This is a genomic window from Kribbella sp. NPDC004875 (assembly GCF_042873375.1).
Classification (GTDB): domain Bacteria; phylum Actinomycetota; class Actinomycetes; order Propionibacteriales; family Kribbellaceae; genus Kribbella.
The window spans coordinates 367567-390414 of the sequence record NZ_JBIALI010000003.1 but is presented as its reverse complement, the minus strand read 5'-3'; the positions used below and the strand labels follow the sequence as shown (position 1 = coordinate 390414).

The 22848-nt window shown below is 69.8% G+C and carries 19 protein-coding genes; 13 read left to right on the top strand and 6 right to left on the bottom strand.

Annotated features, from left to right (window positions below):
* Positions 1 to 189 precede the first annotated feature (189 nt).
* Positions 190 to 1056 carry a phosphotransferase enzyme family protein gene (locus tag ACFYRH_RS19045; protein ID WP_387776370.1) on the bottom strand — a complete coding sequence of 289 codons (867 nt, stop codon included), beginning with the start codon at positions 1054 to 1056 and terminating at the stop codon, positions 190 to 192.
* A gap of 299 nt (positions 1057 to 1355) precedes the next feature.
* Here ACFYRH_RS19045 and ACFYRH_RS19040 point away from each other — a divergent pair, with 299 nt between their 5' ends.
* A complete protein-coding gene (locus tag ACFYRH_RS19040; RefSeq protein ID WP_387776367.1) occupies positions 1356 to 1925 on the top strand; it encodes a LysE family transporter in 570 nt (189 codons plus the stop codon).
* Here the strand turns inward: ACFYRH_RS19040 and ACFYRH_RS19035 are convergent.
* Positions 1922 to 5659 carry a UvrD-helicase domain-containing protein gene (locus tag ACFYRH_RS19035; RefSeq protein WP_387776364.1) on the bottom strand — a complete coding sequence of 1246 codons (3738 nt, stop codon included), beginning with the start codon at positions 5657 to 5659 and terminating at the stop codon, positions 1922 to 1924. The genes ACFYRH_RS19040 and ACFYRH_RS19035 overlap by 4 nt on opposite strands.
* Entirely contained in the window at positions 5652 to 8723 is a 3072-nt protein-coding gene (locus tag ACFYRH_RS19030; RefSeq protein ID WP_387776361.1) for a PD-(D/E)XK nuclease family protein, read from the bottom strand. The genes ACFYRH_RS19035 and ACFYRH_RS19030 overlap by 8 nt, the downstream gene beginning before the upstream one ends.
* A 134-nt stretch (positions 8724 to 8857) precedes the next feature.
* On the opposite strand from ACFYRH_RS19030, the gene ACFYRH_RS19025 reads away from it, so the two are divergent.
* From ACFYRH_RS19025 to ACFYRH_RS18990, 8 genes are all read left to right on the top strand, one after another.
* Complete coding sequence (locus ACFYRH_RS19025) at positions 8858 to 9055, top strand: hypothetical protein (protein ID WP_387776358.1); 198 nt, start codon at positions 8858 to 8860, stop codon at positions 9053 to 9055.
* Positions 9056 to 9062: 7 nt separating this feature from the next.
* Positions 9063 to 9455 (top strand): VOC family protein, encoded by a 393-nt coding sequence (locus ACFYRH_RS19020; protein WP_387776355.1) that lies wholly within the window; start codon positions 9063 to 9065, stop codon positions 9453 to 9455.
* A gap of 133 nt (positions 9456 to 9588) precedes the next feature.
* Positions 9589 to 12312 carry an FtsK/SpoIIIE domain-containing protein gene (locus tag ACFYRH_RS19015; protein ID WP_387776352.1) on the top strand — a complete coding sequence of 908 codons (2724 nt, stop codon included), beginning with the start codon at positions 9589 to 9591 and terminating at the stop codon, positions 12310 to 12312.
* On the top strand, positions 12309 to 12986 hold the full coding sequence (locus tag ACFYRH_RS19010) for a hypothetical protein (protein WP_387776349.1): 678 nt from the start codon (positions 12309 to 12311) through the stop codon (positions 12984 to 12986). Before ACFYRH_RS19015 ends, ACFYRH_RS19010 begins: the two co-directional genes overlap by 4 nt.
* Positions 12987 to 13002: 16 nt before the next feature.
* Positions 13003 to 13263: a hypothetical protein gene (locus ACFYRH_RS19005; protein WP_387776346.1), complete on the top strand. Its 261-nt coding sequence runs from the start codon at positions 13003 to 13005 to the stop codon at positions 13261 to 13263.
* A 3-nt stretch (positions 13264 to 13266) separates the two neighbouring features.
* Positions 13267 to 14718, top strand: a complete 1452-nt coding sequence (locus ACFYRH_RS19000; protein ID WP_387776343.1) for a hypothetical protein — start codon at positions 13267 to 13269, stop codon at positions 14716 to 14718.
* A complete protein-coding gene (locus ACFYRH_RS18995) occupies positions 14718 to 15200 on the top strand; it encodes a hypothetical protein (RefSeq protein ID WP_387776341.1) in 483 nt (160 codons plus the stop codon). The genes ACFYRH_RS19000 and ACFYRH_RS18995 overlap by 1 nt, the downstream gene beginning before the upstream one ends.
* A gap of 429 nt (positions 15201 to 15629) precedes the next feature.
* A complete protein-coding gene (locus ACFYRH_RS18990; RefSeq protein WP_387776338.1) occupies positions 15630 to 16025 on the top strand; it encodes a hypothetical protein in 396 nt (131 codons plus the stop codon).
* Between the two features lie 131 nt (positions 16026 to 16156).
* Here ACFYRH_RS18990 and ACFYRH_RS18985 read toward each other — a convergent pair whose 3' ends face one another.
* On the bottom strand, positions 16157 to 16468 hold the full coding sequence (locus tag ACFYRH_RS18985) for a hypothetical protein (protein WP_387776335.1): 312 nt from the start codon (positions 16466 to 16468) through the stop codon (positions 16157 to 16159).
* Between the two features lie 191 nt (positions 16469 to 16659).
* On the opposite strand from ACFYRH_RS18985, the gene ACFYRH_RS18980 reads away from it, so the two are divergent.
* A complete protein-coding gene (locus ACFYRH_RS18980; protein WP_387776332.1) occupies positions 16660 to 17655 on the top strand; it encodes an oxidoreductase in 996 nt (331 codons plus the stop codon).
* 43 nt (positions 17656 to 17698) lie between these two features.
* Positions 17699 to 18190 (top strand): metallophosphoesterase family protein, encoded by a 492-nt coding sequence (locus tag ACFYRH_RS18975; RefSeq protein WP_387776329.1) that lies wholly within the window; start codon positions 17699 to 17701, stop codon positions 18188 to 18190.
* Between the two features lie 96 nt (positions 18191 to 18286).
* Here the strand turns inward: ACFYRH_RS18975 and ACFYRH_RS18970 are convergent, their stop codons facing one another.
* The gene (locus ACFYRH_RS18970; protein ID WP_387776326.1) at positions 18287 to 18442 is read right to left on the bottom strand and encodes a hypothetical protein; all 156 of its coding nucleotides are present in this window, start codon (positions 18440 to 18442) and stop codon (positions 18287 to 18289) included.
* Positions 18443 to 18460: 18 nt separating this feature from the next.
* On the opposite strand from ACFYRH_RS18970, the gene ACFYRH_RS18965 reads away from it, so the two are divergent.
* Together ACFYRH_RS18965 and ACFYRH_RS18960 are read left to right on the top strand one after the other, a co-directional pair.
* Entirely contained in the window at positions 18461 to 19093 is a 633-nt protein-coding gene (locus ACFYRH_RS18965; protein WP_387776321.1) for a hypothetical protein, read from the top strand.
* A gap of 95 nt (positions 19094 to 19188) precedes the next feature.
* A complete protein-coding gene (locus ACFYRH_RS18960; RefSeq protein ID WP_387776318.1) occupies positions 19189 to 20418 on the top strand; it encodes an exonuclease domain-containing protein in 1230 nt (409 codons plus the stop codon).
* Between the two features lie 1262 nt (positions 20419 to 21680).
* Here ACFYRH_RS18960 and ACFYRH_RS18955 read toward each other — a convergent pair.
* Positions 21681 to 22205: an orotate phosphoribosyltransferase gene (locus ACFYRH_RS18955; RefSeq protein WP_387776315.1), complete on the bottom strand. Its 525-nt coding sequence runs from the start codon at positions 22203 to 22205 to the stop codon at positions 21681 to 21683.
* Between the last annotated feature and the right edge of the window lie 643 nt (positions 22206 to 22848).

Here is a 22848-nt window from a genome sequence, read left to right as displayed (position 1 = left end):
GGTCACTTCCCGTTATCGACAACCTGTAACCATCCGCACCCCAAACCCACCCACCTTCGAAACTCTCAGTGACAACTCCACAACTGAGAGGAGGCGCCGGTGCAGCACTCACCTCCGGCACGACGGAGGCGAGTCGCGGTGGTTCACGCCGATTCGCGATTGGCTACTGGGCGCGGTTTCGGGGGGTGGTTATTGGTTGGGGAGGGGTGCGGGGATGGCGTCCAGGGTTGGCCAGGGTGGGCCTTGGCGGAGGAGGTGGAGGAAGGTTTGCCGGAAGTGGGTGCGGCCGGGGAACTGGTCGGCGGCGTCCCAGCGCCAGGCTGCGAGCAGTGCCAGGACCAGTTGGCGGCAGTCGTCCAGCAGGGGCTGGTCGACGTTGGGGTAGTGGTCGGCGACTGCGGTGGAGACGTGGGCGAGGTCGAACTCGATCGGGCCTCGGCAGCAGGTCTCGAAGTCGATGAAGAGTGGACCGTTCTTGGTGCTGAGGAGATTGCCTGGGTGCGGTTCGCCGTGGAGCAGCTGCTCAGGGGCGTCGCGGACGGCGATCGCTTGGCTCACGCTGTCCAGCCGGCCGGCGAGGAGCGCGCGGTCTGCGTCGGCGAGCTCCGGTGAGAGAGCCGGGCTGGCAACGATCTTCTGTGCCTCGCTGATTCGATCGGTGAACCGCGGGCTCGGAGCGTCGACCTTGCGCATGCCGGCGTGGAGCTGTTCCAGAGCCTTGGCGTACTCGGCCGGCGAGACCTCAGGTGTCGCGGGCTCGTAGTAGGTCCACAGCGTGACCGCGAAGCCGTCGCGCTGGTACACGCGCGGTTCGGCGCGCGGCTCCAAGGCGGCCACCGGGCATCCGAGCTCCGCGAGCCGTTGAGCGAGCTCGATCTCGAACTGGGCGACCTCCTGCCCGACAGGCGCGACGCGGGCGAAGCCGTCGTACGGCGTCAGTCGGAGCGCGAGCTTGTTCGAGTTGTGGAGGACGATCGCGTCGTCGGCCGGCAGGTCGAGTGACGCGGCGATCGACGTCGCAGCCGCGATCGCGCGTTTGATCTCGGGCATCTCCATGACCGGTCACGCTACCTTCGTGATCCTGCCCTGTCCTTCGCATTAGCTCCAGCACAGCAGCTCCGGTCCGGCAGCTCCAGCGCAGCTCCGGTCCGGCCCGCGAGGAGTAATTGGGTTGAGGGGGACTGGGGGAGTGCTGATCATGTCGGTATGACTACGACGATTCGACTGATGCTGATGGGACCTGCGGCCGTTGGGGCCCGGGGCCAGCAGCAGGTGCGGCGTCGGTGGGAGTCGATACTCGGTCAGTTGTGATCGGGGTCGCGGTCGCGGGGCTCTTGGCCGGGTTTGGAGTTGCCATGCCGGTCGGGCCCGTCGGGACCTATCTGGTGGCGTTGACTGCGCGGAGTTCGTTGCGGATCGGGGTGTTCGCGGCGCTCGGCGTGGCTTCGGCTGACGGGCTGTACGCGGCGGTGGCGGCGATCGCCGGTACAGCGCTGGCGCCGTTGCTGGCGCCGATCGTGGCGCCCCTGCGATGGGTGTCCGTCGTGGTGCTGATCGGACTCGCGGTGCTCGGTGCGGCCAAAGCCGTACGGCGGTATCGCGCGCAGCGGCTCGTCGCGTTGCAGCACGAGACACCGGTCGGCGCGTGGACGGCGTACCTCGGGATGTTGGGGATGACCATGCTCAACCCATGGACGGTGATCTACTTCGCGGCGCTGGTCGTCGGTGGATCGAGTGTCACCGGTGCCGGTGAGCGCATCGTCTTCGTGGTCGCCGCGTTCGCGGCATCGGCCGGGTGGCAACTGTTGCTGGCCGGCGGTGGCGCGTTGCTCGGGCGGCTGCTGACCGGGCACGTCGGCCGGTTGGTGACGGCACTCGCGTCGACCGTGGTGATCGTCGTGCTGGCGATCCGTCTCGTTGCCTAAGGCACCTGTCGTTCGACCGCTCCGCTCGGGTTCAGGAACAGCAGGATCGGCGGAGCGGTGTTCGGCAGGATCGCGGCGTACGCCTGGAGTTGAGGCGTGTAGTAGGCGACCCGGCTGTCGAGGGCTGCGGCGGGGATGACGTCGGTCTTGTAGTCGACGATGGTGAGGCGGCCGTCGTCCTCCCGGTAGATGAGGTCGACGAAGCCTTCGAGGACGGTGCCGTCGGCTTGGACCGTACCGACGTACGACTCGCGCCAGTGGTCGCGGGTGGCGGCGCGCTGCACGACGTCCGAGGCGAGTGCGGAGCGGGCGAGCGCGGCGACCACGTCGGCGTACTCGAGGACACCTTCGGCCAGGCACTGCGTGGCGACGGCGGCTTCGAGGCCGGCGCCGGTGGAGAGGTCGACGACCTGCAGTACGGCATGGACGGCGCGGCCGATCGCGGTGCCGTAGCGGCCCTTCGACCACGGGGGCAGCTCGAGGTCACGGGCGGCCTTCGCGGTGCCCGGGTCGATCTCGGCGAGGGCGACGTCAGGCCCGGTGCCTTCGAGGCCGGAGGCGCTCTGGGCCGAACGGGCCCGGCTCGCGGCCTGCGCGGCGGCCGCTCGGGACTCCCACTCGGTGCGGGAGATCGGCGGGGTGACGTCGGGGCTGCCGGATGGTTCGCGGTCGGGGACCGGTGGGCTCGTGAAGAGGGTGGTGTGGGGTGCTTCGACGCCACCGGCTGTCGCGAGGAGCTCGGCGTTGCTGGAGTGCCGGCGATTGCCGGAGCGGTGCAGCGAGACGACCAAGTGGTCGCGGGCGCGGGTCGCGGCGACGTACAGCAGGCGGCGACGCTCGTAGTCGTCCATCTGCTCGTCAACGGGTTGGACGAGGTCGAAGTCCTCGGTCTGGACGGACGACTTGAGCTTCACCGCGTACCCGCCGTCCGGTGGCCAGAGGACCTGGACGCCGCGCTGGCGGTTCGGGGAGGCGGTCATGCCGGAGAGGATGACGATCGGGAACTCGAGGCCCTTCGCGGCGTGGATCGTCATCACGCGGACCGCGTCGGCATCGGTCTCGGGGAGCACCGCTTCGGCGACGCGGGAGGTCTCCTCGCCTTGGTGGGCCGCCCAGGCGAGGTACGAGCGGAGGCCACCGTGCTCGACCTCAGACCAGGCGCGAGCCTGGTCGACGACGAACCGGACCCGGCGCCAGGCGTCGCGGGCGCGGGGACCGATCGCGGCCACCTCGAGCATGCGGCGGTCGGCGACGATCTTCGCGAGCACCTCGCTCGGGGTCAGCCAGCGCGCTGCGTAGTAGGTGCGGCGGAGCCACTCCATCGCCTCGCCGACCGGGTGGGTGAGGAGTTGGTCGGGAACCGGAGCGGTCAGGGTGAACGAGCCGCCGTTGCGTTTCCAGGTGTACAGGTCGTCGTCGCCGCAGCCGAAGAGCGGGGAACGCAGGGTCGTGACGAGCGCGAGCTGATCGCTCGGGTCGCCGAGAGCGCGGGCGCAGGCGAGCAGGTCGCGGACCTCGGCGGTCTGGTAGACGAGTGAGCTGGCTTCCGCGCGGTACGGGATGTCGGCGCGGTCGAGGGCGTCCTCGAGGAACGGGAGCGACGTGCGGGCCGGGACGAGGACGGCGATGTCGCCGGCTTCCGCGGGGCGCCAGGTCTCGGCGCGGTCGTCGTACACGAGCCAGCCGTCGCGGAGAGCTTCCTCGATGACGGAGGCCACGTCGGTGGCTTCCCGTTCGCGGAGGACGGAGGCCTGCGCGCGGGGGAGGTCGTTGTGCGGCTCGGCGCCGAGGACGGTGACGGCTGGGCCGGCGGACGGGTCGGTGGGTTCGTCGTCGGGTGGCTCTTCGTCGAGCGGTACGTCGTCGAGCGGTACGTCGATGGTGTCGTCGCGGCGACGGAACGGGAGAACGGCCGCGAGATCCGAAACCGGGGCGTCGGACGAAGAGGAGGAGGCAGAGTCGGCGTCGGGGGAAGTGTCGGGTTCGTCGAACGCCGGCTCGTCGAAGATCGAGAGCTGGTCGCCCTGCACCGGAGCGGGCTCGAACCCCGGCGCACCGGGACGGGAGGACGCACCGGGGCGGGAGGACGCGCTGGGGCGGGAGGATGCGCCGGTTCCCGATGGAGCGTCTGGGCGGGAGGACGCGCCGAGACCTGACGGAGTGCCGGGGCCTGACGGAGCGCCGAGACCTGACGGAGCGCCGGGGCCTGACGGAGTGCCGGGGCCTGACGGAGCGCCGAGACCTGACGGAGCGCCGGAGCCTGACGGAGCGCCGGGGCGTCGCGCGGTACCGGACTGACGCGATGCGCGGCCGGAGCCTGACGCCCCCGCGATCGGGTTCGTGCGGTGGGGTGCGAGTGGCTGGTAAGCGGGTTGCGCCGAGTTGTGTGCCTGGATCAGTGTGTCGAAGACCGTGTTGATCCAGCGCAGGATCGGTGGCACCGTGCGGAAGTTGGTGGTCAGCGCGACGGTCTCGCCCAGCAGGTCCTGAGCGGTCAGGTACGTCGCGATGTTCGCCCGCCGGAAGCGGTAGATCGACTGCTTCGGATCGCCGACCACGAACAGATGCCCCTCAGGCACCTCGACATCGCGCCAGTCCTCCGCATCGGCCGCGGCCCCGCCCGCGATCCGGACCGCGAGCTCGATCTGGATCGGGTCCGTGTCCTGGAACTCGTCCAGCAGCAACCGCCCGAACCGCTCCTGCAGATCCGCCCGCACACCCGCGTCCCGACGGAGCAGGTCACGCGCCAGCACCAGCAGGTCGTGGAACTCCAGCCGCCCCTCGGCGCGCCGCAGCTCGGCCGATTCCAGCACCCGCTCCGCGATCCAATGCGAAAGATGCCGCAGGCAAGCATCGAGCAGCAGCTCGACCAGCGACCCCGCGACCTCGACCACCTCGGTGCAGTCACCGCGAACCTTGGCGATGTCCGGCCAGTTCTCCTTGCGACCGATCCTGCCCACCTTCAGCCCGCGGAACGTCTGCAGGATCGCCAGCTGACTCTCCTGATCGGAGGCGGCGTCCAGCATCAGGCCCAGCTCGCGGATCTGCGCGACCTTCGGCAGCAGCCGGTCCTCCGGATCCAGACAGCCCTCGGCCGCGGCGCCGATCTGCGCGGCGGCCGCGATCAGGCCGGACAGATCCGGCATCGCGACGAGTTCGGGCGGATCGACCAGTACGCGTTCGGCGATCAGGTCCCAGTCGTTGCCGAACAGCCGCGCGAGCGAGCGCAGGTGCTTGAGCTCGACCCCGACCGCCATCGCGAGCAGCAGTGGTTCGGCGATCGCGTCGTCGTCGAGCAACTGCTGCTGCAGCTCGGCCCAGCGCTCCTCGAACGCGACCGACGACCCGACCTCGTCGAGTACGTCGATGAGCGGCGGCAGCCCAGCCTCGATCGGATGCGCGAGCAGGATCTGCTGGGCGAACGCGTGCAACGTGCCGATCGACGCGGAGTCGAGATCGTCCAGCGCCGCGTCGGCGAGCTGCCGGTCGTCGCCCTTGCGCGCTCGCTCGAACTCGACCCGCAGCCGATCGCGCAACTCCGCGCCGGCCTTCTCCGTGAACGTGACCGCCGCGATCGTCCGCAGCGGTACGCCGTCCCGCAACACCAGCGTGGTGACGCGGTCGACCAGTGCATGCGTCTTCCCGGAGCCGGCGCCGGCCTCCACGAACAGCGTGGTGTCGGTGTCCGACCGGATTCGATCCCTGGCCGCTCCGTCGAGCAACTGCTCACTCATCGGCAGCCTCCAGCGCGGTGGGGTCGATCAGGCGGACCAGTCGCTCGAGAACCGGGTCGTGGCGTTTGCGGTCCCAGCGGGCTCGGACCTCGCTGTGACCGATGCCGTCGGGGTTGCAGTACGGGCACTGGACCCACAAGAAGTCCGGGACCTCGGGAGCCTTCGGCGGGAAGTACCCGGCCGCGATCGACGAGACGATCACGTCGAGCGTCTCGACGTACCGCGCCTCGACCTCGGGGGTCAGGGGGACCGGGATCCGTTTGCCGCCGCGACGGACGAACCAGTACGACGCCTCGACCGGCGTGGACGCCTCGCCCAGCCGGGCGCGCGCGGCGTACGCGTAGACCGGGAGCTGCAGCTTGGTCCCGCCCGCGACCGGATCCGACTCGATGCCTTCGTACCGCGAGAAGCCGCCGGTCTTCACGTCGGTGACGTAGATCGTGCCGTCCGCGCCGAGGTCGACCTTGTCCGCCGATCCACGCAGCAGCACCCGGCCCGACGGCACCGGGATCTCCACCGGGGGCTCACCGTCGAAGCCGAACCGCAACTCGCTGGCGACCACCGACGCGGACCGCTCCGCGCGCCAGCGATCGTCGTCGGTCAGCAGCACCATCAGGTCGCCGAGGATCCGCAACCGCTCCCGCTGCCACAACCGCGGATGCCCGGTCAGGCCCTCCGCCTCGAACTGATCCGCGAGATCCGCACCGATCGCCAGCAGCAGCGAGCGCTGCTCATCCGTCCACGGCTCGCCGTACCCCGGCAGCGAGCCGGCCAGCCGGGACACGAACGCGTCGAGGCTGTTGTGGATCAGGTTCCCGATCTGGACCGGCGAGATCACCAGTAGATCCTCCGGCGCCTCGAGCGGCTCCACCTGAAGCAACCGTTCGACGAAGTACGCGTGCGGGCAGGTCGCATACGACTCCAGCGACGTCGGCGACGCGATCCGTTCCTCTACCGCGAAGTCGGGCAGCCCCGACACCCCCGACAGATCCCCGTCGAAGCGGGTGAACGCGTTCGATCCCCGCCCGCGCAGTAGCTCCCGGGCCCGCACCAGTACGCCGTCGTTGACCCACAACCGTGCCGCGGCGGCCCGGGTCTGCCACTCCTGCTCGGTTGCCGGCATCGTTGCCGTCGTCAACGAACCGGCGTACGACGCCGACGTCTGCAGCACCCCGTCGTACCGGTCCCACTGGGTCGCCGGCAGGGCGTGGTCGCCGGTCAGGTCGCGCAGCGATCCGAGCAACCATCGCGTCGGCAACCGTCGTGACGACCGCCGCAGGTCGCCGCGCGGGAACGACGCCACCACCCGCGCGCCGGCCGAGAACGCGACCAGCAGGTGCCGCTGCTTCTCGTCGAGCCGATCCCGGAACGACGCCAACTCTGGCGCGGCCGCCTCGCGCACCCGATGCGGAAGCAACGCATCCTCGTGCACCCGACCGGGATACAGATCCTCCGACAGACCGACGACGTACACGATGTCCGCCGAAAGACCGACGCTCGCCGACATCGGCGCCACCAGGACACCTGTCCCGAACGTGCCGACCCGCGGCAGCGACTGCTGAAGCTCCAGATCGAGAACGTCGCGCAGCACCGCGAGACTCGCCGGAGTGCCGAGCTCGTCGAGTGTCGACAAGCCCGTCAGCGACGACTCGACCGCCGCCGCGGCGTACTGCTCCTCGATCGGCAGCGACGAATAGTCGCCCAGCAGATCGTGGAAAAGCTGCAGCACCTCGGCCGACAACTCGGACCAGCTCTCCAGCACCGCCAGCGCACCCAACCGACGCCGCAGCGTGGAGGCAAACGCATGCAACCGCTCGGCCGTGGTCGCGTTGTACTGCGCGCGTCGCACCGCCGCCGGACGCGGATCCTCCGCCGCTTCTTCCTGATCAGCGGTCCGGCGCTCGGACTGCGCGTACCGCGCCAGCCGCGTGTCCCAGTCGTCGCCACGCACGACCCCGGCCGCGCGGGACATCCGCTCCCACTGCGGAACCGGGATCCGCTCACCGGTGAAGTCCCGAGTCGGCGCGTTCGCCAAAGCCCGGAACACGTCCGCGCGTGGCAGATCCTGGTCGACGAGCCCCAGTACTTCGAGAAGCGTCCGCGCGATCGCCCGCTCGTGCACCGGCCGAGTGCCCGGCCCGTTGACCTCGATCTTGGCCGCGCCGAGGTGCTCGTGCAGCAGTCGTGCGTACGGCGAGGCGGCCGAGTACAGCACCGCGATCCGGTGCGCCGGCGTGTGCTCCAGCGCCGAGACGACGTCGCGGACCACGCATCGCACCTCGTCGTCGGCGTCCGATGCGTTCAGGATCTCGGTCGCGACCGGGTAGTTCTTCGAGATCGACGGTGGCAGGTCGATCCCGATCCGCTCTAGCGATCGGCGCACCGCCCGGTCCGCACGCCGGACGTCGGTCAGTCCGACGATCACCGTCAGATCCGCCGCGGCATCGCCGAGCGCCGCCACGAAGGCAGCCTCGGACTGGGTGAGCTCCTGCGGGAGATAGAGGACCAGCGCGCCCAGTTCCCCGACGATCGCAGGGGATGCCGTGATGCGGGACGCCGCGGTGCGCAGGAGGTCGGTCTCGTCGTACCAGTCCGAGGCGAGCTCGGTGGTCACGTGACGATGCAGACGGACCAGATCGGGCCCGAGCGCGGACGCGTGCGCGACGTTGTCGAGCGCGGGATCGGTGAGGTCGCGGAGCTCGCGGTGAGCAGAGGCCAGCGCTTGGATGGTCGACGGATGCTCGGCGACCTCCTGGAACATGCCGGGGGCCTTCGCCAGCGCCGTCCGCCAGGTGGCTGCCACGATCGGCCGGGTGGCCGGGCGGCGCGGTGACAGCAGACCGGCGGCGACCTGCTCGGCGAGGCGCTCGAGGGTCGCCAGATACAGACCTGCGACACCGCGCACGGCGAGATGCCGACGCGCGATCACGCCGGCCAGGTTGTTCGGCAGCAACAGGGTCACCGGGGTCATCGGATCGTCGGCCTTGAGCCGCGCGACGACGTCCTGCAGGCGCTCCAGCGCCGCGGCGCCGTACGCCGTGCTCTCGATCCGCGTGGTCCCCACCACGAACCCCCGATCTGCCGCCCGATCCGTCGACTGTCACCGGAGACGGTAAACCCTGCCACGGACAGAAAGGTGACGGGGCGCGAAACGCCAAGGTTTCTGCGGCGCCGGGCGCGGCCTCGGACAATGAAGAAATGACCAGGGAGCCGAGGTTCGCGCGGGTGCTGCTCGTGCTGGTCCTCGCGCCGGCCGGCGGGTTGTTCGGCAAGGCGGTGGCCGAGGCGGCGCAGGCGCGCCCGTGGTGGCCGTGGCTGGTCGCGGCACTCGTCTGGCTGCTGGTTTCGGGCGGGATCTCGATGGCCGTGTCGAACCGTGTCACCGAGCACAGATAATGCTCCGATGGTCGCCGCTGTGCATCACGTCGAGATCTGGGTCCCGGACCTGTCCCGGGCCGTAGCGAGCTGGGGCTGGGTCCTCAACCGGTTGGGCTGGAAGGACGGTGACGGCTGGCCCGGCGGGATGACCTGGGCCGCGGCCGACGGATGTTACGTCGTGGTCGAGCAGAGCCCCGCGATGTCGGCCACCGAGCACGACCGGATGCGCCCCGGGATGAACCACCTGGCGCTCAACGCGGCGAGCCGCGCGGAGGTGGACGCGATCGTCGCGGAGGCCACCGAGCACGGCTGGACGCTGATGTTCGCGGACCGCCACCCGTACGCCGGCGGCCCGCAGCATTACGCCGCCTTCCTCCACAACACCGACGGCTACGAACTGGAGATCGTGGCGCCCTAGCAGGTGAGACTACGGATGCCTGGAGTGACGAATGGGACTCCAGATGTGACATGGTTACTCCAGGCAATCACAGCGGTCGCGGGGTAAGTGTGAAAGGGCGGTGCTCGTGACGGAGAAGCCTGACGGGGGAACTATGCCCGGACCGGCCTCACCGGAGCTCCTGGAAGCGCGGATCCGCGGTCTGCAGTACGCGCTGGGGCAACTGCTGGACAACGCGCGGAGGCTGACGTACGGCGAGCATCAGCGGGCCGTGCGACTGCATCGTCAACTGCAGGAGCAGACCGCGACGGCACGGCGCGAGTCCCGGTCGCTGGTCGACGCGAACACCGCGGCGGCGCTGGCCGAGGCCGAGCCGAAGGCGCGCCTGCTCGCCGACCGCCTCGCGCCCGGTCTGGGATCGATTCCGCCGAACGACGCCAGATGGCGTTCGCGTCAACTCGTCGGCGCCGGAGTCCCGCCGTACGTCCGGGTCGGTGAGCTCGAGGCCGGTACGCCGGTGGTCGCGCCGCTGCTGCGGACCAACGGCTGGAAGGTCACCGCGGACCGCAACGAGGCGGCGCGGCGGCTGCTGCAGAGTGTCGCGCTGCGCCTGGTCGCCGCCGCGGAACCGTTCCGGCTGCGCATCGACGCGTTCGATCCGAAGCTGACCGGGATGATGGGGCTGCTCGGTCACCTGACCACGAAGTACCCGCAATTGGTGCCCAGGGCAACGCATACCGCGGAGCAGTTGCACACGGTGCTGTCCGGGCTCGTCGACGTGTCCTCGCTGCGCGCGAGCCGGCAGGCGCAACTCGGTCACGAACGGTTCGAGGACCTGCTCAAGGAGACGGGTCAGGTCACCGATCCGTACCGGCTCGTCATCCTGTTCGACTACCCGTTCGGGATCGACACGCTCGCCCAGCGCGACCTGCTCCGGCTGGCCGCGACGGCGGGCAAACGGGGCATCTGCTTCCTGGTGCACTACGACCAGTCCACCGCCGCCGAGCTCGACGTCGACTCGAAGCAGCTGCTCGATCTGCTCGATCCCGTCGTGATCACCGGCGACAAGGTGGAGGTCGCGCGGCTCACCGGCGTACCGGCGAGACTCGATCCGCCGTTCGACGCGACCATTGCCGCGGGCATCTGTGACGTGATCGCCGAACAGGCCGACATCGCGGTCCTCCCGACCATCGACTTCGAGCGCACGCTGCCGGACCGTTCGACCTGGTGGCAGCCGGTCAAGGACGAGATCGGCACAGTGATCGGGTACGACGACCGCACGCCGGCGCTGATCCGGCTGCGCAGCGGCAACCCGGCCCTCCCGCACGTGCTCGTCGGTGGCGCGGTCGGTCAGGGCAAGTCGAACCTGCTGCTCGTGCTGATCCACGGTCTCGCCGCGCGGTACTCCCCGGCGGACCTGGAGATGTACCTGCTCGACTTCAAGCACGGCGTCGAGTTCTCGGCGCTCGGTCCCGGCCCGGATCGGCCGCACTGGCTGCCGCAGATCCGCGTTCTCGGCGTGCACAGCGATCGTGCGTTCGGTCTCGCCGTACTGCGGTACCTGTCCGACGAGCTCGCGCGGCGCAGCGAGATCTTCAAGTCGCACGGGAACGTCGCCGACATCGCGGAGCTCGCCCCTGGTCCGGAGCGGCCGCCGCGGATTCTCGTCGTACTGGACGAGTTCCAGGTGCTGCTCGAGGACGACGACGAGTTGGCGGACGAGGCGGCGAAGCTGCTGGAGCGACTCGTCCGGCTCGGTCGCGCGTACGGCGTGCACGTGGTGCTCGCGACGCAGACGATCGAAGGTGTGAAGCGGCTGTCGACGCGGCGGGACTCGATCTTCGGCCAGGTGCCGTACCGGATCGCGCTGAAGACCACGCCGGCCGACTCGCAGGCGATTCTGCGCAGCGGGAACACGGCCGCCGCCGAGCTGCAGTTCCGCGGTGAGGCGGTGCTGAACGCGAACTTCGGATCGCCTGACGACAACCAGCACGTGCTGGTGAGCTTCGCGGACAAGGTCGTGCTGGACTCGCTGCGAGGCGATCTGTGGGCCCGTGCGGGGGAGGACGTTCATCCGCCGCGGGTCTTCCATCTGGCTGAGCCCGCGCGCCTGACGGAGACCGCCGCCGCGGTCAAGCCCGAGGTGGGGCGGCCGTGGACCGGCTTGCCGATCGCGGTGACCGAGGAGCCGGTGCAGGTCGAGGTCCGGCCCGAGCCCGGAGCCGGCGTACTCGTGCTCGGGGACGGTCCGGTGGACGCGCTCGGCATACTGACCGGGCTGGCCGTGTCGATCGCTGCGTCAGCGGTCGAGCCACCGCGGTTCGTCTTCGTCGACGGCACCAACTCCGCGCCGGCTGTTGCTGAGGGCAAGGATGCGCTGGTTCAGGTACTGCGCCGGCTCGGATGCGAGGTCGAGACGGTCGACAAGCACGACGAGATCGCCCCGCGGTTGTTCGCGCTGCGGGACGCGATGCGGGACGGGCAGACCGGGAATACCTACCTGCTCGGGTTCGGGTTCCATGGCGTGCCGCGGATGCAGTTGCACGCGGAGGGGCTCTTCGAGAGTCCGGCGAACGTGCTGCAGGACATCGTGCGCGACGGGCCGGCGCAGGGGCTGATCACGTTCGGGTGGTGGAACCGGCTGCACGTGTGTACGGAGCAGCTCGGGTACGGGCGTGCGAACGTCGCGACGCATCTGTTCCTGCGGCACCCACAGGACGGCGTACGCGCGGTGGCCGGGCCGTTGATGCGCTGGGCCTCCGAGCCGCATCGGGCGTTGCTGTGGGACGGGCTGCATCCCGAGGCGCAGGTCGTCGTACCGTTCGCCGCGTTGCGGGCGGACGAGGTGGATCGCGCGGTGGAGTTGATGCGGCGATGAAGACCGAAGAGCAGGAGTGGTCCGAGTACGTGCGCGCCGTCCGGACGGTCGCGATGGCTCGCGCGGACGCGCAGCAGGCGCAGGACCGGTTGACGGCGAACAAGTCGAAGGCCGAGGCGACCGCGGCGGCCGAGGCCGACGCGATGGCCGAACGCGGACGGAAACTGCAGACGCGGCTGAACACGCTCGCCGAGAAGGCGGCCGCCAGCCTGGAGCGGGCCGGGCTGCCGGCCGAAGGGACGCGGGCGAACCACACGCTGCCCGAGATCCGCGCGATCAACGACATCGAGACCGTCGCCGCCCGGATCACCAAGCAGCTCGCGGAGTCGGTCGACCAGTTGGAGGAGCTCCGCGCGACGGCCCGGGCGCTCCAGGAGCAGCGCAGACGGCGTACCATCAGCGCGGTCCTGGCACTGGTCGGGTTCGTCCTGGTGTGGGTGCTGACCGGGTCGTTCCTGGCCGGGGTCGAGGCCGCGGCGATCGCCGCTGTCACGATGCTCGCCGCATCACGGCTGCTCGGGCTGCCGCGGCTGCCCGGGGCGCGCTGGTGGGGCTGGGGTGGTGCGGTGCTGGTGTTCGTGCTGATGGCGGCCGGACTGCCGTGGTGGCTCGGGATCCTGGTGCCGGTCGTGGTGGCGGGTACGGCGATCGCGCTGCCGAAGAAGCGCAACTAGTTGGGAGTGGGTTGAGGTGTCCGACGTACTGCGGCTCAAGGAACAACTGCACCAGGTCTCGATGGAGGCCAAGCAGGCGGCCGGCGGGCTGGCCGGGTTCAAGCTCCGGTTCACCCAGCACAGTCAGCTCGTGGAGAGCCTGATCGCGGGCACCGCGACCGGGATCGACCGGGACATCACCGAGATCCTGGAAGCCGCCGGCAAGGCGGTCGAACAGGCCGCCGAGGCGCTCGAGATCGCCTCGGCCGGCTGCAAGAGCTACGCCGACCAGATCTGACCCTTGCCATCCGAGCTGCAGCGGGTCGCGCGCGGCCTGGTCGACTGCTTCGACGAGATCCCACGGGTCGTCGAGCAGCTCCAGCGTACGGCCGCCCGCTGCCGGGAGAACGCGCAGGTCGCGCTGATCGCGTCCCGCGGACAGGCGACGGTCGCGGCGCAGCAGTTGGACGCGGCGGCGCGCGCGTGTGAGGCGGCCGCGCATTTCTTGTCGATGACGCCGCCGAAGGCGCGTGGCTGGGCCGAGGGCCTCGTCGGTACGGCGGGACCGTCGACCAACCGTCCGTCGTCGGACTCGGCGAAACGCAACAAGGCGACAGGTGGATCCGTCGACATCGACCACAAGGGCCGCACCAAGCGCCTGAGCTTCGACTACGACGACGTAGAAGTTGCCGAGGACAACGAGCCGCCCGTCGTCACGGTCGCCCGCAAGGCCTTCGAAAAGTTCCGCAAGGACCACGAGCAGGACGCCGGCCGCGACGATGACGAGCTCCTGGAGTTCGAGATCACCGTCGCGAAAACCGGCGAACTCGAGTTCGAGGAACGCGACGAGAAGGAAGAGCAGCAGCGTAACGAACGCCTGTCCCGCGAGTTCGAACTCGAGGTGGACCGCAAGCAGTCCGAAGAGTTCGAACTCGAAGAGCGCGACGAGAAGGAAGAGGAGAAGCGCGCGGAGCGCCTGACCCGCGACTTCGGGTTCGGTCCTGAGCGTGAGGAGCCGGAGCCGGTCGAGCCCGAGGAGCGCGACGAGAAAGAGGAGGAGAAGCGCGCGGAGCGCCTGACCCGCGACTTCGAGATCGGGGTGGATCTGACCGAGGCGGTCAAGGCGCTGCGCGAGTCCATGGCCGGCTCCGAGGACCAACAGTGGGACCACGCGACCTTCACCATCACCCCCGACCACATCGAAGCCACGTTCGACTATCCGGAGAATCCGCCGCCGGCGCCGATCGTCGTCGACATCGGGGTTCCCGGCGTACCCGATCCGGACGATGGCCACTTCGATCCCGCCTTCGACCCGCGTTCGTTGGACGTGGATTTCGCGCCCGGCGTCTTCGACCCGGACGATGTGTTCCAGCCGAAGGAACGGGCGATCGCCGACCGGCTCGCGGAAGAGGGGTGGCGCGTCGACGCGCGGCCAGCGGATCACACCCGGGACCAGGTTCCGAATCCCGACAGCATGGTTCGCAAGAGCAAGGAAGCGGATGGGATCGTGATCGAGTTCAAGACGCCGATCAGCGGGACGTCCAACGCGATCAAACGGAGCATCCACGACGCGAGCCGGCAAGCTGGTGAGCGGAACGAGGTACTGATCGACGGCAGGGCGGTCGGACTGTCGGAAGACACCGCGTTGAGAGCGTTCCGGCGGGCGTGTGGCCAGCCAGGCGGACGAGTTGCCGACGCTGTTCATGTCATTCTCGGTGACCGGCGCCTCATCACGTACACGAAGGAGAAATGATGTCCAACAGCGACACCATCTTCCTGGCTACCGACGCGTCTCTCGACGCCATTGCCGGCTGGCTTGTCGACACCCTGCGGTTGGAGCGCCTCGACGACCCGTCCCTGCCCGAGAACGCGCACTTCTTGCGTGGACGCGCTCGAACTGTTGATGGTCGAGTTCTGCTCCTGGTCGAGCCGAACATCTACGGCGAGACCGATCCCGACCCCGACGATGTCTCGGCCATCGACCACTACACCGCGGCCGTCGACGTACGCATCGCCGGTTCCCGGGAAGAGCTCGCACAGGCGAAGGAGGCGCGGGCAGTCTTCGACGAGCTGGCCGCCGGGCAACCACCGGTCGCCCTCGTGCTCGCCACCGCGATGTCATGGATCGTGGCCGCCTACCTCCCGGGGGCAGGCGTGCATACGTTTCCGCCGGAGACCTCCCTCGACTCCGACGCCATCGAGGTCTGGCGTGAATGGGTCGTCGCGCGCACCTGACCGGACAGTTGGGTGCCGTCCTCACGGGCTGTGAGAAAAAACTTGGGAAGTCGCGTCATGAACCGCTGAGGTGTTCGTCACTACCTGTGAACCCATCCCCACAGGGAAGTGGAAGTGATTGACGTGAAGGGTTGTCTTGCGAGGTCGCTGATGGGAACCGGCTCGACTCGGTGCCGGGTGTTGTGAGATGACCGACGGTGGTGATCCTCACCCGGCCGCGGGTCGGGTGGAGCGTCGTCGGGTGCGGGTCTGGTTCGGGGACCACGTGGTCGCCGACTACCGGGCAGAGGCGGAGTTGGCCGAACGGTACGCCGAGGCCATGTCGCGCAGATTCGCCGGGTTGCGGGTCACGAGTGACCCGGTCCCGGACCACGATCCAGGACCACAGCGGAGGCTGCCGGGGGAGCGGCTCTGGGAGGTAGCCCCGAAATGAGCTCCCGACGCTTCCGGTTGATCCGTCATCAGGACGTCTCCGGTGTCAGCGGCACCGGACCCGTCGCCGAGGGAGTCCAGTTCACCGACGGGGCGGTCGCGCTCCGCTGGTACGGCGACTACCCGACCACGACCGTCTGGGACGGCATCGATTCCGTCGTCGCCATCCACGGTCATGGCGGGGCCACCGTGGTCGAGTGGCTGGATCCGGAAGCGGGTCCCGACCCCGACCTCAGGCTGCCGCCGCGCGAGACCCTTCCCGCCAGGCCCTGGCCGGATCTGCACTCCGCCCCCGAGCCGCAGGACCCCGACCCACTGCACTCCGAGCGCGACCTCGGCCCGCACGGCGCGGCACCGCCGTCGACCTGGTCGTCGTACCGCGTCTTCCGCTGAACCGCTGAACCGCTGAACCGCTGAACTGCTGAGAACCACCTGATCCGCCGGTGCAGTCACCCCTCCAAGCACCGGCACACCTCGGTACGGCGTACGCCCGGGCGAGCCGGTGTACGCCGTACCGGGGACCCTCAGCGGTACTCCATCACCGCCAGTTGATCGAGGTTGTAGAACGTGCCGGGCCCGTCGCACAGCTCCATCATCTTGGCCGAGAACTCGGTCGTGTCGGTGCGCTGTGAGTTCGCCATCGCCTCTTCGTAGGAGTCGAACTCGATGATCGCGAAGTAGCGTCCCGGCTCGTCCCGGTCGGCGCAGGTGATGCCGCGCGCCGGCGAGGGCCCGTCGGCGTCCGCCTCGCGCTTGGCGCGGAACTCTTCCATCAGTGCCGCGATCTCGTCCGGTTTCGACGTCCGGTACTCGATGATCTGAACGAAACCAGCCATCACTTCCCCCTGTGGTCCACAGACACTCACCCCTGGGTGTCCTGCTGGTTCGACAGTGCTCCCGGATCGCCTGGCTGGCAAGGGCCGGACGGTTACGGTGACCTGACGCGGGCGACGGATCACGGGCCGTCGATTCTGCCCTCGGCAGAGGTGCCTGGGTTTTGTCGGTCGGGCCTGATTGGCTTGCCCGCATGGAGATTCTGATTCTCGGTGGGACGGCGTGGCTGGGTCGTGAGATCGCGACGCAGGCGATCGCGCGCGGTCATTCGGTGACGTGTGTGGCCCGCGGCGAGAGCGGCGGGATCGCGGACGGCGCGACGCTGGTCGCGACCGATCGCAGCCGCCCGGATGCGTACGACGCGGTCCCGGATCGGGACTGGGACGCGGTGTTCGAGGTTTCGTGGCAGCCGGGATTCGTGAAGGGTGCGCTCGCAACGTTCGGCGCCCGCGCCAAGCACTGGACGTACGTCTCGTCCTGCAACGCGTACGCGAAGTACGACACGCCCGGCGCCGACGAGTCCGCGGAGCTGCGCGAGCCGACCGAGCTCGATGTCGTCGAGCAGGAGTTGTACGGCGAGGCGAAGGTGGCCTGCGAGCTCGCCTCGCAAGCGGTGGTGGGGGATCGCCTGGTGATCGCCCGGGCCGGCCTGATCGGTGGGCCGGGGGACCGCAGCGACCGCGCGGGTGCCTGGGTCGCGCGGGCGGCGCGCGCTCCCGAGGAGCCGATGCTGGTGCCCGACACGCCCGAGTTGGCGACCGCCGTCATCGACGTGCGGGATCTCGCGAGCTGGCTGTTGGACAACGCGACGGAGGGCCGGACGGGCACGTTCGACACGTTCGGTCCGGTGGTGCCGTTCGGGGAGTGGATCGAGCTGGTGCGCGAGGTCGGCGGTCACACCGGGCCGGTGGTGCTCGCGCCGCAGGAGTGGTTGGAGGAACGCAAGGTCGAGCAGTACATGGGGCCCGAGTCGCTGGCGATGTGGATCACCGAGCCTGGGTACGAGGGCTGGTCTTCGCGCAGTGGCGCGGCGGCGGCCGCGGCCGGCTTGAAGCAGCGGTCCAGGCGTGAGTTCGTGGTGGACACGCTGGCCTGGGAGCGCGAGCTCGGGCTGGAGCGGGAACGCCGCGCGGGGTTGAGCGCGGCGAAGGAGAAGGAGCTGATCGACGCGCTGCAGACTTCCGGCTGAGGAACGCCCAGGGTGGCGCGGCCGATGGGCCTAGGGTGGGTGCATGCGGCTGGTGCTGATCTCCGACACTCATCTGCCGGTGCGGGCCAAGAGGCTGCCCGAGCCGGTCTGGGAGGCGGTCGAGCGTGCCGATGTGGTCATCCATGCGGGCGATTGGGTGAGCATCGGATTGCTGGACGAGCTCGAGAGCCGCGCGACGCGACTGATCGGGTGCTGGGGCAACAATGACGGCCCCGAGTTGCGAGCGCGGTTGCCCGAGGTCGCTCGGGTGACGCTGGACGGGTTGTCGATCGCCGTGGTCCACGAGACCGGGTCGGCGAAGGGACGTGAACTGCGGTGCGAGGCGGCGTACCCGGGGGTGGATCTGCTCGTGTTCGGGCACAGTCACATCCCGTGGGACACCACGAGTCCGGGTGGATTGCGGCTGCTGAACCCGGGATCGCCGACGGATCGTCGACGGCAGCCGTACTGCACCTACCAGACCGCCACGATCACCGCGGGCCGTCTCGAAGACGTTGCCCTGCACAACCTTTAGAAAGTTCGTGACGTAACGAGTCGGTCCGGGCGGGCGGAATCACCGCCGTACCACCGAGTTACGGCGTACCCCGCCGCCCGGCCGACCGTCGCCCGGTCAGGCGTTCGCTGCTTCCTTGACCCGGGTCTTGAGGCGATCACGGACCTTTTCCGGCGTGTACGCACGGCGCTTCCGCTCTCCGCGCGCGACCACGACACCCGTCGCGGCAACGCCGACGAGACCCGCAAGCCCTACCACCTTCCATACCTTCATGCGGTCTAACCTAGCGATGTGACCAGCCGGATTTCACTGGATGACGCTACGGAACTGACACGAACAGGTGACATTTGGCTGTTTCGCGGTGCGAGTGCGGCGGATCGCGCGATCCAGCTGACCACGAACAGCCCGATCAACCACGTCGGTATGGCGGTCGTCATCGAGGACCTTCCGCCACTGATGTGGCACGCGGAACTCGGACGTTCGCTGCCCGACGCCTGGACCGGGAAGCACCATCGCGGCGTACAGCTGCACGACCTGCGCGACGCCGTCATGGTGTGGGGCCGCAAGTACGGGCAGCAGGCGTGGTTGCGCCAGCTCGACCACCCGGTTACGCGGGACATGGAGGACGCGGTACTGCGGACCGTGGCGCGACTGGACGGTACGCCGTTCCCGTCGACGGCTCGACTCGCGTCGCGATGGGTGCGTGGCCGGGTACCTGCGTTCCGGAAGGGTTCTCGCGAGCTCGAACTCGAGTCGGCGTACTGCGCGGAAGTGGTGGCGGTGACGTACGAAGCGATGGGGTTGCTGCACGGACGTCGGCCGAACTGGTACGACCCGGGACGGTTCTGGAGCGGCGACGAACTGCAGCTCGCGCACGGCGCGAAACTCGGTGCCGAGATCGCTGTGGAGCTGCCGGATTCCTGACGGGTTCGTTGCCGCGTTCTGTTGACGCTACGAAAACTGTCGGCGGCATGTGATTGGGTTGTTCCAGTCGGTCATCGAGCCGGAGGAGGCCCGTGATGTATGCGGTCATCGACACCGAGACGACCGGCCTGTTGCCGAGCCATCGGCATCGGGTCATCGAGATCGCGGTGGTGCTGCTGGACGCGCGCGGGCAGGTCGAGCGCGAGTGGGTGACGTTGCTGAATCCGCAGCGCGACCTCGGGCCGCAACACATTCACGGGATCCTCACCGCTGACGTGCTGGCGGCGCCGGAGTTCGGTGACATCGCGAAGCAGCTGGGGGAGTTGCTGGCCGGGCGGATGGTTGTCGGGCACAACGTCGAGTTCGATCTCGGGTTCCTGCGGGCGGAGTTCGCGCGGCTCGGCGTCACGGTCCCGCTGATCACCGAGCGGTCGATGTGCACGATGGCGCTGGCCGGTTACCTGTTCCCGGGCGCGAAGCGAACGCTGGGCGCGTGTTGCGCGGCCGCGGGGATCTCGATCGACGGCTGGCACTCGGCGCTGGCCGACACGCGCGCGACCGCCGAGCTGTTTTCCCTGTATTTAGGCGCTTTCGCAGCACCTCCACCGTGGCAGTGGGCGTACGAAGAGATCCGGCGGATGCCGTGGCCCGACCTGCCGGGGACGGATGTCGCGCCGACCGTGCGACCGGTGCACGCCGGCGGGCGCCATGGCTGGATGAGCCGGCTCGTCGACCAGTTGCCGCGCGTCCCTGAGCCGCCGCAAGCCGACTCGTACCTCGTGCTGCTCGACACGATCCTCGCCAACCGCGAGATCACCGCCGCCGACGCCGACCAACTGGTGCAGGTGGCGACCGGCCTCGGCCTGACCCGGCCCCAGGTCGACCACCTTCATCGGTACTACGTCTCCGCGCTGGCCACCGCGTCGTGGAGCGACGGCGCGATCACGCCGGACCAGCGCAGCGATCTCGACCGCGTCGCAGTCATGCTCGGCCACCGCGCCGCGTACGTCGACGACGCACTGACCCGCGCGAGCGGCGGGCGGTACGTCATACCCGATCGTCCTGGTGCGCGGGGGTTTCCGCCGGGGAGCACGCTGGTCTTCACCGGCGACATGGTCGAGCCGCGTGAGGTTTGGTGGGACCGGGCAGTCGCGGCCGGGTTCGTGCCGCAGGAGGCGGTCCGCCCGGACACGACGTTCGTGGTGGCCGCCGACGTCGACAGCCTCTCGGTCAAGGCCCGCACGGCCCGCGAGTTCAGCGTCCCGATCATCTCGGCCGAAGACTTCCGCCGCCTCCTCCCCACCCCACAACGCAAAGCCGGCTGACCCCAAGCCCATCCCCAGCCGACTCGGCAGGGGATCGGCGAGCCCCTACCGATGGCAGCACTCGGGCCAGGAGACGAGGCAAGGCTGCCGGTCTGGACGCTCGGGTCAGGAGACGAGGCGAGGCTGCCGGTCTGGACGCTCGGGTCAGGAGACGAGGCGAGGCTGCCGGTCTGGACGCTCGGGTCAGGAGACGAGGCGAGGCTGCCGCTCTGGACGCTCGAGTCAGGAGACGAGGCGAGGCTGCCGCTCTGGACGCTCGGGTCAGGCGGCGGGACGTGCCGTCGGAGGCTTGGGCCAGGGCGTGCCCGTGGAAAGGCCCGGCGCAGGCGGGCCGGGCGCGCTGGTTGGAGCCGCCCGGGCTGGCGGGAGGGGGTGCGCTGGTTGGAGCCGCCGGGGCCGGGCGCGGCTGTGCGCTGGGCGGAGCGCTCGGCCCAGGGGCCCGGTTGGTCCGCGGCCGGGTGATGTCACTGAAGAAGCGCGAGTGCCTGGCAGGGGCTGGGCGCTTCGGGCCGGCGGTGGAGACCAGGCGTACCGTCGGAGGCCTTGGGCCAGGGCGTGCCCGTGGGATGGCCCGGGCCCGGCGGGCCGGGCGCGCTGGTTGGAGCAGCCGGGGCCGGGCGCGGCTGTGCGCTGGGCGGAGCGCTCGGCCCATGGTTCCGGTTGGTCCGCGGCCGGGTTATGACACTGAAGGAGCGCGCGTGCCTGGCAGGGGGCTGCCGGTCTGGGCGCTCGGGTCAGGCGGCGGAGGCAGGGCGTGCGGTTGGAGGCTTAGGCGAGGGCGTGCCCGTGGGATGGCCCGGGGCAGGCGGGCCGGGCGCGCTGGTTGGAGCCGCCGAGGCTGGCGGGAGGGGTGCGCTGGTTGGAGCCGCCGCGGCCGGGCGCGGCTGTGCGCTGGGCGGAGCGCTCGGGTCAGGGGGCGAGGTAGGGCCTGCTGATCTGGGCGCTGCGGTCAGGCGGTGGTGGCTGGGCGTGCTGTTGGAGGGCTTGGGTCGGGTGTGCCCGTGGGAAGGTTCGGGGAAGGCGGCCGGGCGCCCTGGGCGGTGCGCTCGGGCCGGGGGCGAGGCGGGGCTGCTGGTGTGGCGCTCGGGGCAGGCGGTGGTGGCTGGGCGTGCTGTTGGAGGGCTTGGGTCGGGGTGTGCTCGTGGGAAGGCCTGGGCTGGCGGGCCGGGCGGGCTGCCTGGAGCCCGCGGGGCCGCGTGCGGGCTGGATGGAGCGCTTGGGGCAGCGGGGCCGGTGAGGGCGTGCTGGGTGGGGAGGTTGGGTCAGGGGGTGGGGACCAGGTCGGTGGGGGTGAGGAGGGCGTGGAGGGTTAGGCCGGCGTTGGTCAGGGGAGTGGGGGTTTCGGGGTTGCGGTTGATGACGCAGAGGGCGTCGGTGATGGTGGCGCCGAGGGTGCGGAGTTCGTTGGTGGAGAGGACGATCTGGCCGCCGGTGGTGACTACGTCCTCGACGATCGTGACGCGACGGCCGGCGGTGTCGGCGCCCTCGGCGAGGCGGCGGGTGCCGTAGGTCTTCGCCTCTTTGCGGACGAACGCGCACGGGAGTCCGGTGTGGCGGCCGAGTGCGGTCACGACGGGGATGCCGCCCATCTCCAGGCCAGCCAGGACCTCTGTGCCCGCGGGGATGAGCGGGACCATCGCCGCGGTCAGTTCATCGAGGAGCACCGGGTCGGCCTCGAAGCGATATTTATCAAAGTACTCCGTCGTCGTCTGGCCAGACCGCAGTACGAACTCACCGGTCAGATGCGCAGTCGCGTACACGCGCCGCCCCAAGTCTGCAAAATCCACGCCCGGAACCCTATCTCCCCACCCACTCCCGCCTCCCCGAACGCATACCCCTCGAGCCAGAGGGTTGCCCCCTCAAAGTCTCGGGGGGCAACCCTCCAAATCCGTGGGCAACCCTCCAACTGTGGGGGTGCCCTTCAGCTGGGCGGTCGCTTACACACCAGTTGCGCGGTGGCGTGCACACGTCGCCCGGAGTCCGCGAGATCCATGCCGGACTCCTGTCTCTGCGTCCGCACCTTGCGTCGGCGGGTGCATGCCCCGTGAGTTGGAGGGTTGCCCCCTGAGAATCTGAGGGGGCAACCCTCCAGTTCGGAGGGCAACTCTCCAACCGCGGGGGTGCCCTCCAGTTGGGCGGTCGCTTACGCACCGGCTGCGTGGTGGCGTGCACACGCGGCCCGGAGTCTGGGAGGTCCACGCCGGAGCCTGCTCCCCGCCTCGGCGGGTGCATGCCCCGTGAGTTGGAGGGTTGCCCCCTGAGAATCTGAGGGGGCAACTCTCCGACTGCGGGGGTGCCCTCCAGTTGGGCGGTCGCTTACACACCGGCTGCGCGGTGGCGTGCACACGCGGCCCGGAGTCTGGGAGGTCCACGCCGGAGCCTGCTCCCCGCCTCGGCGGGTGCATGCCCCGTGAGTTGGAGGGTTGCCCC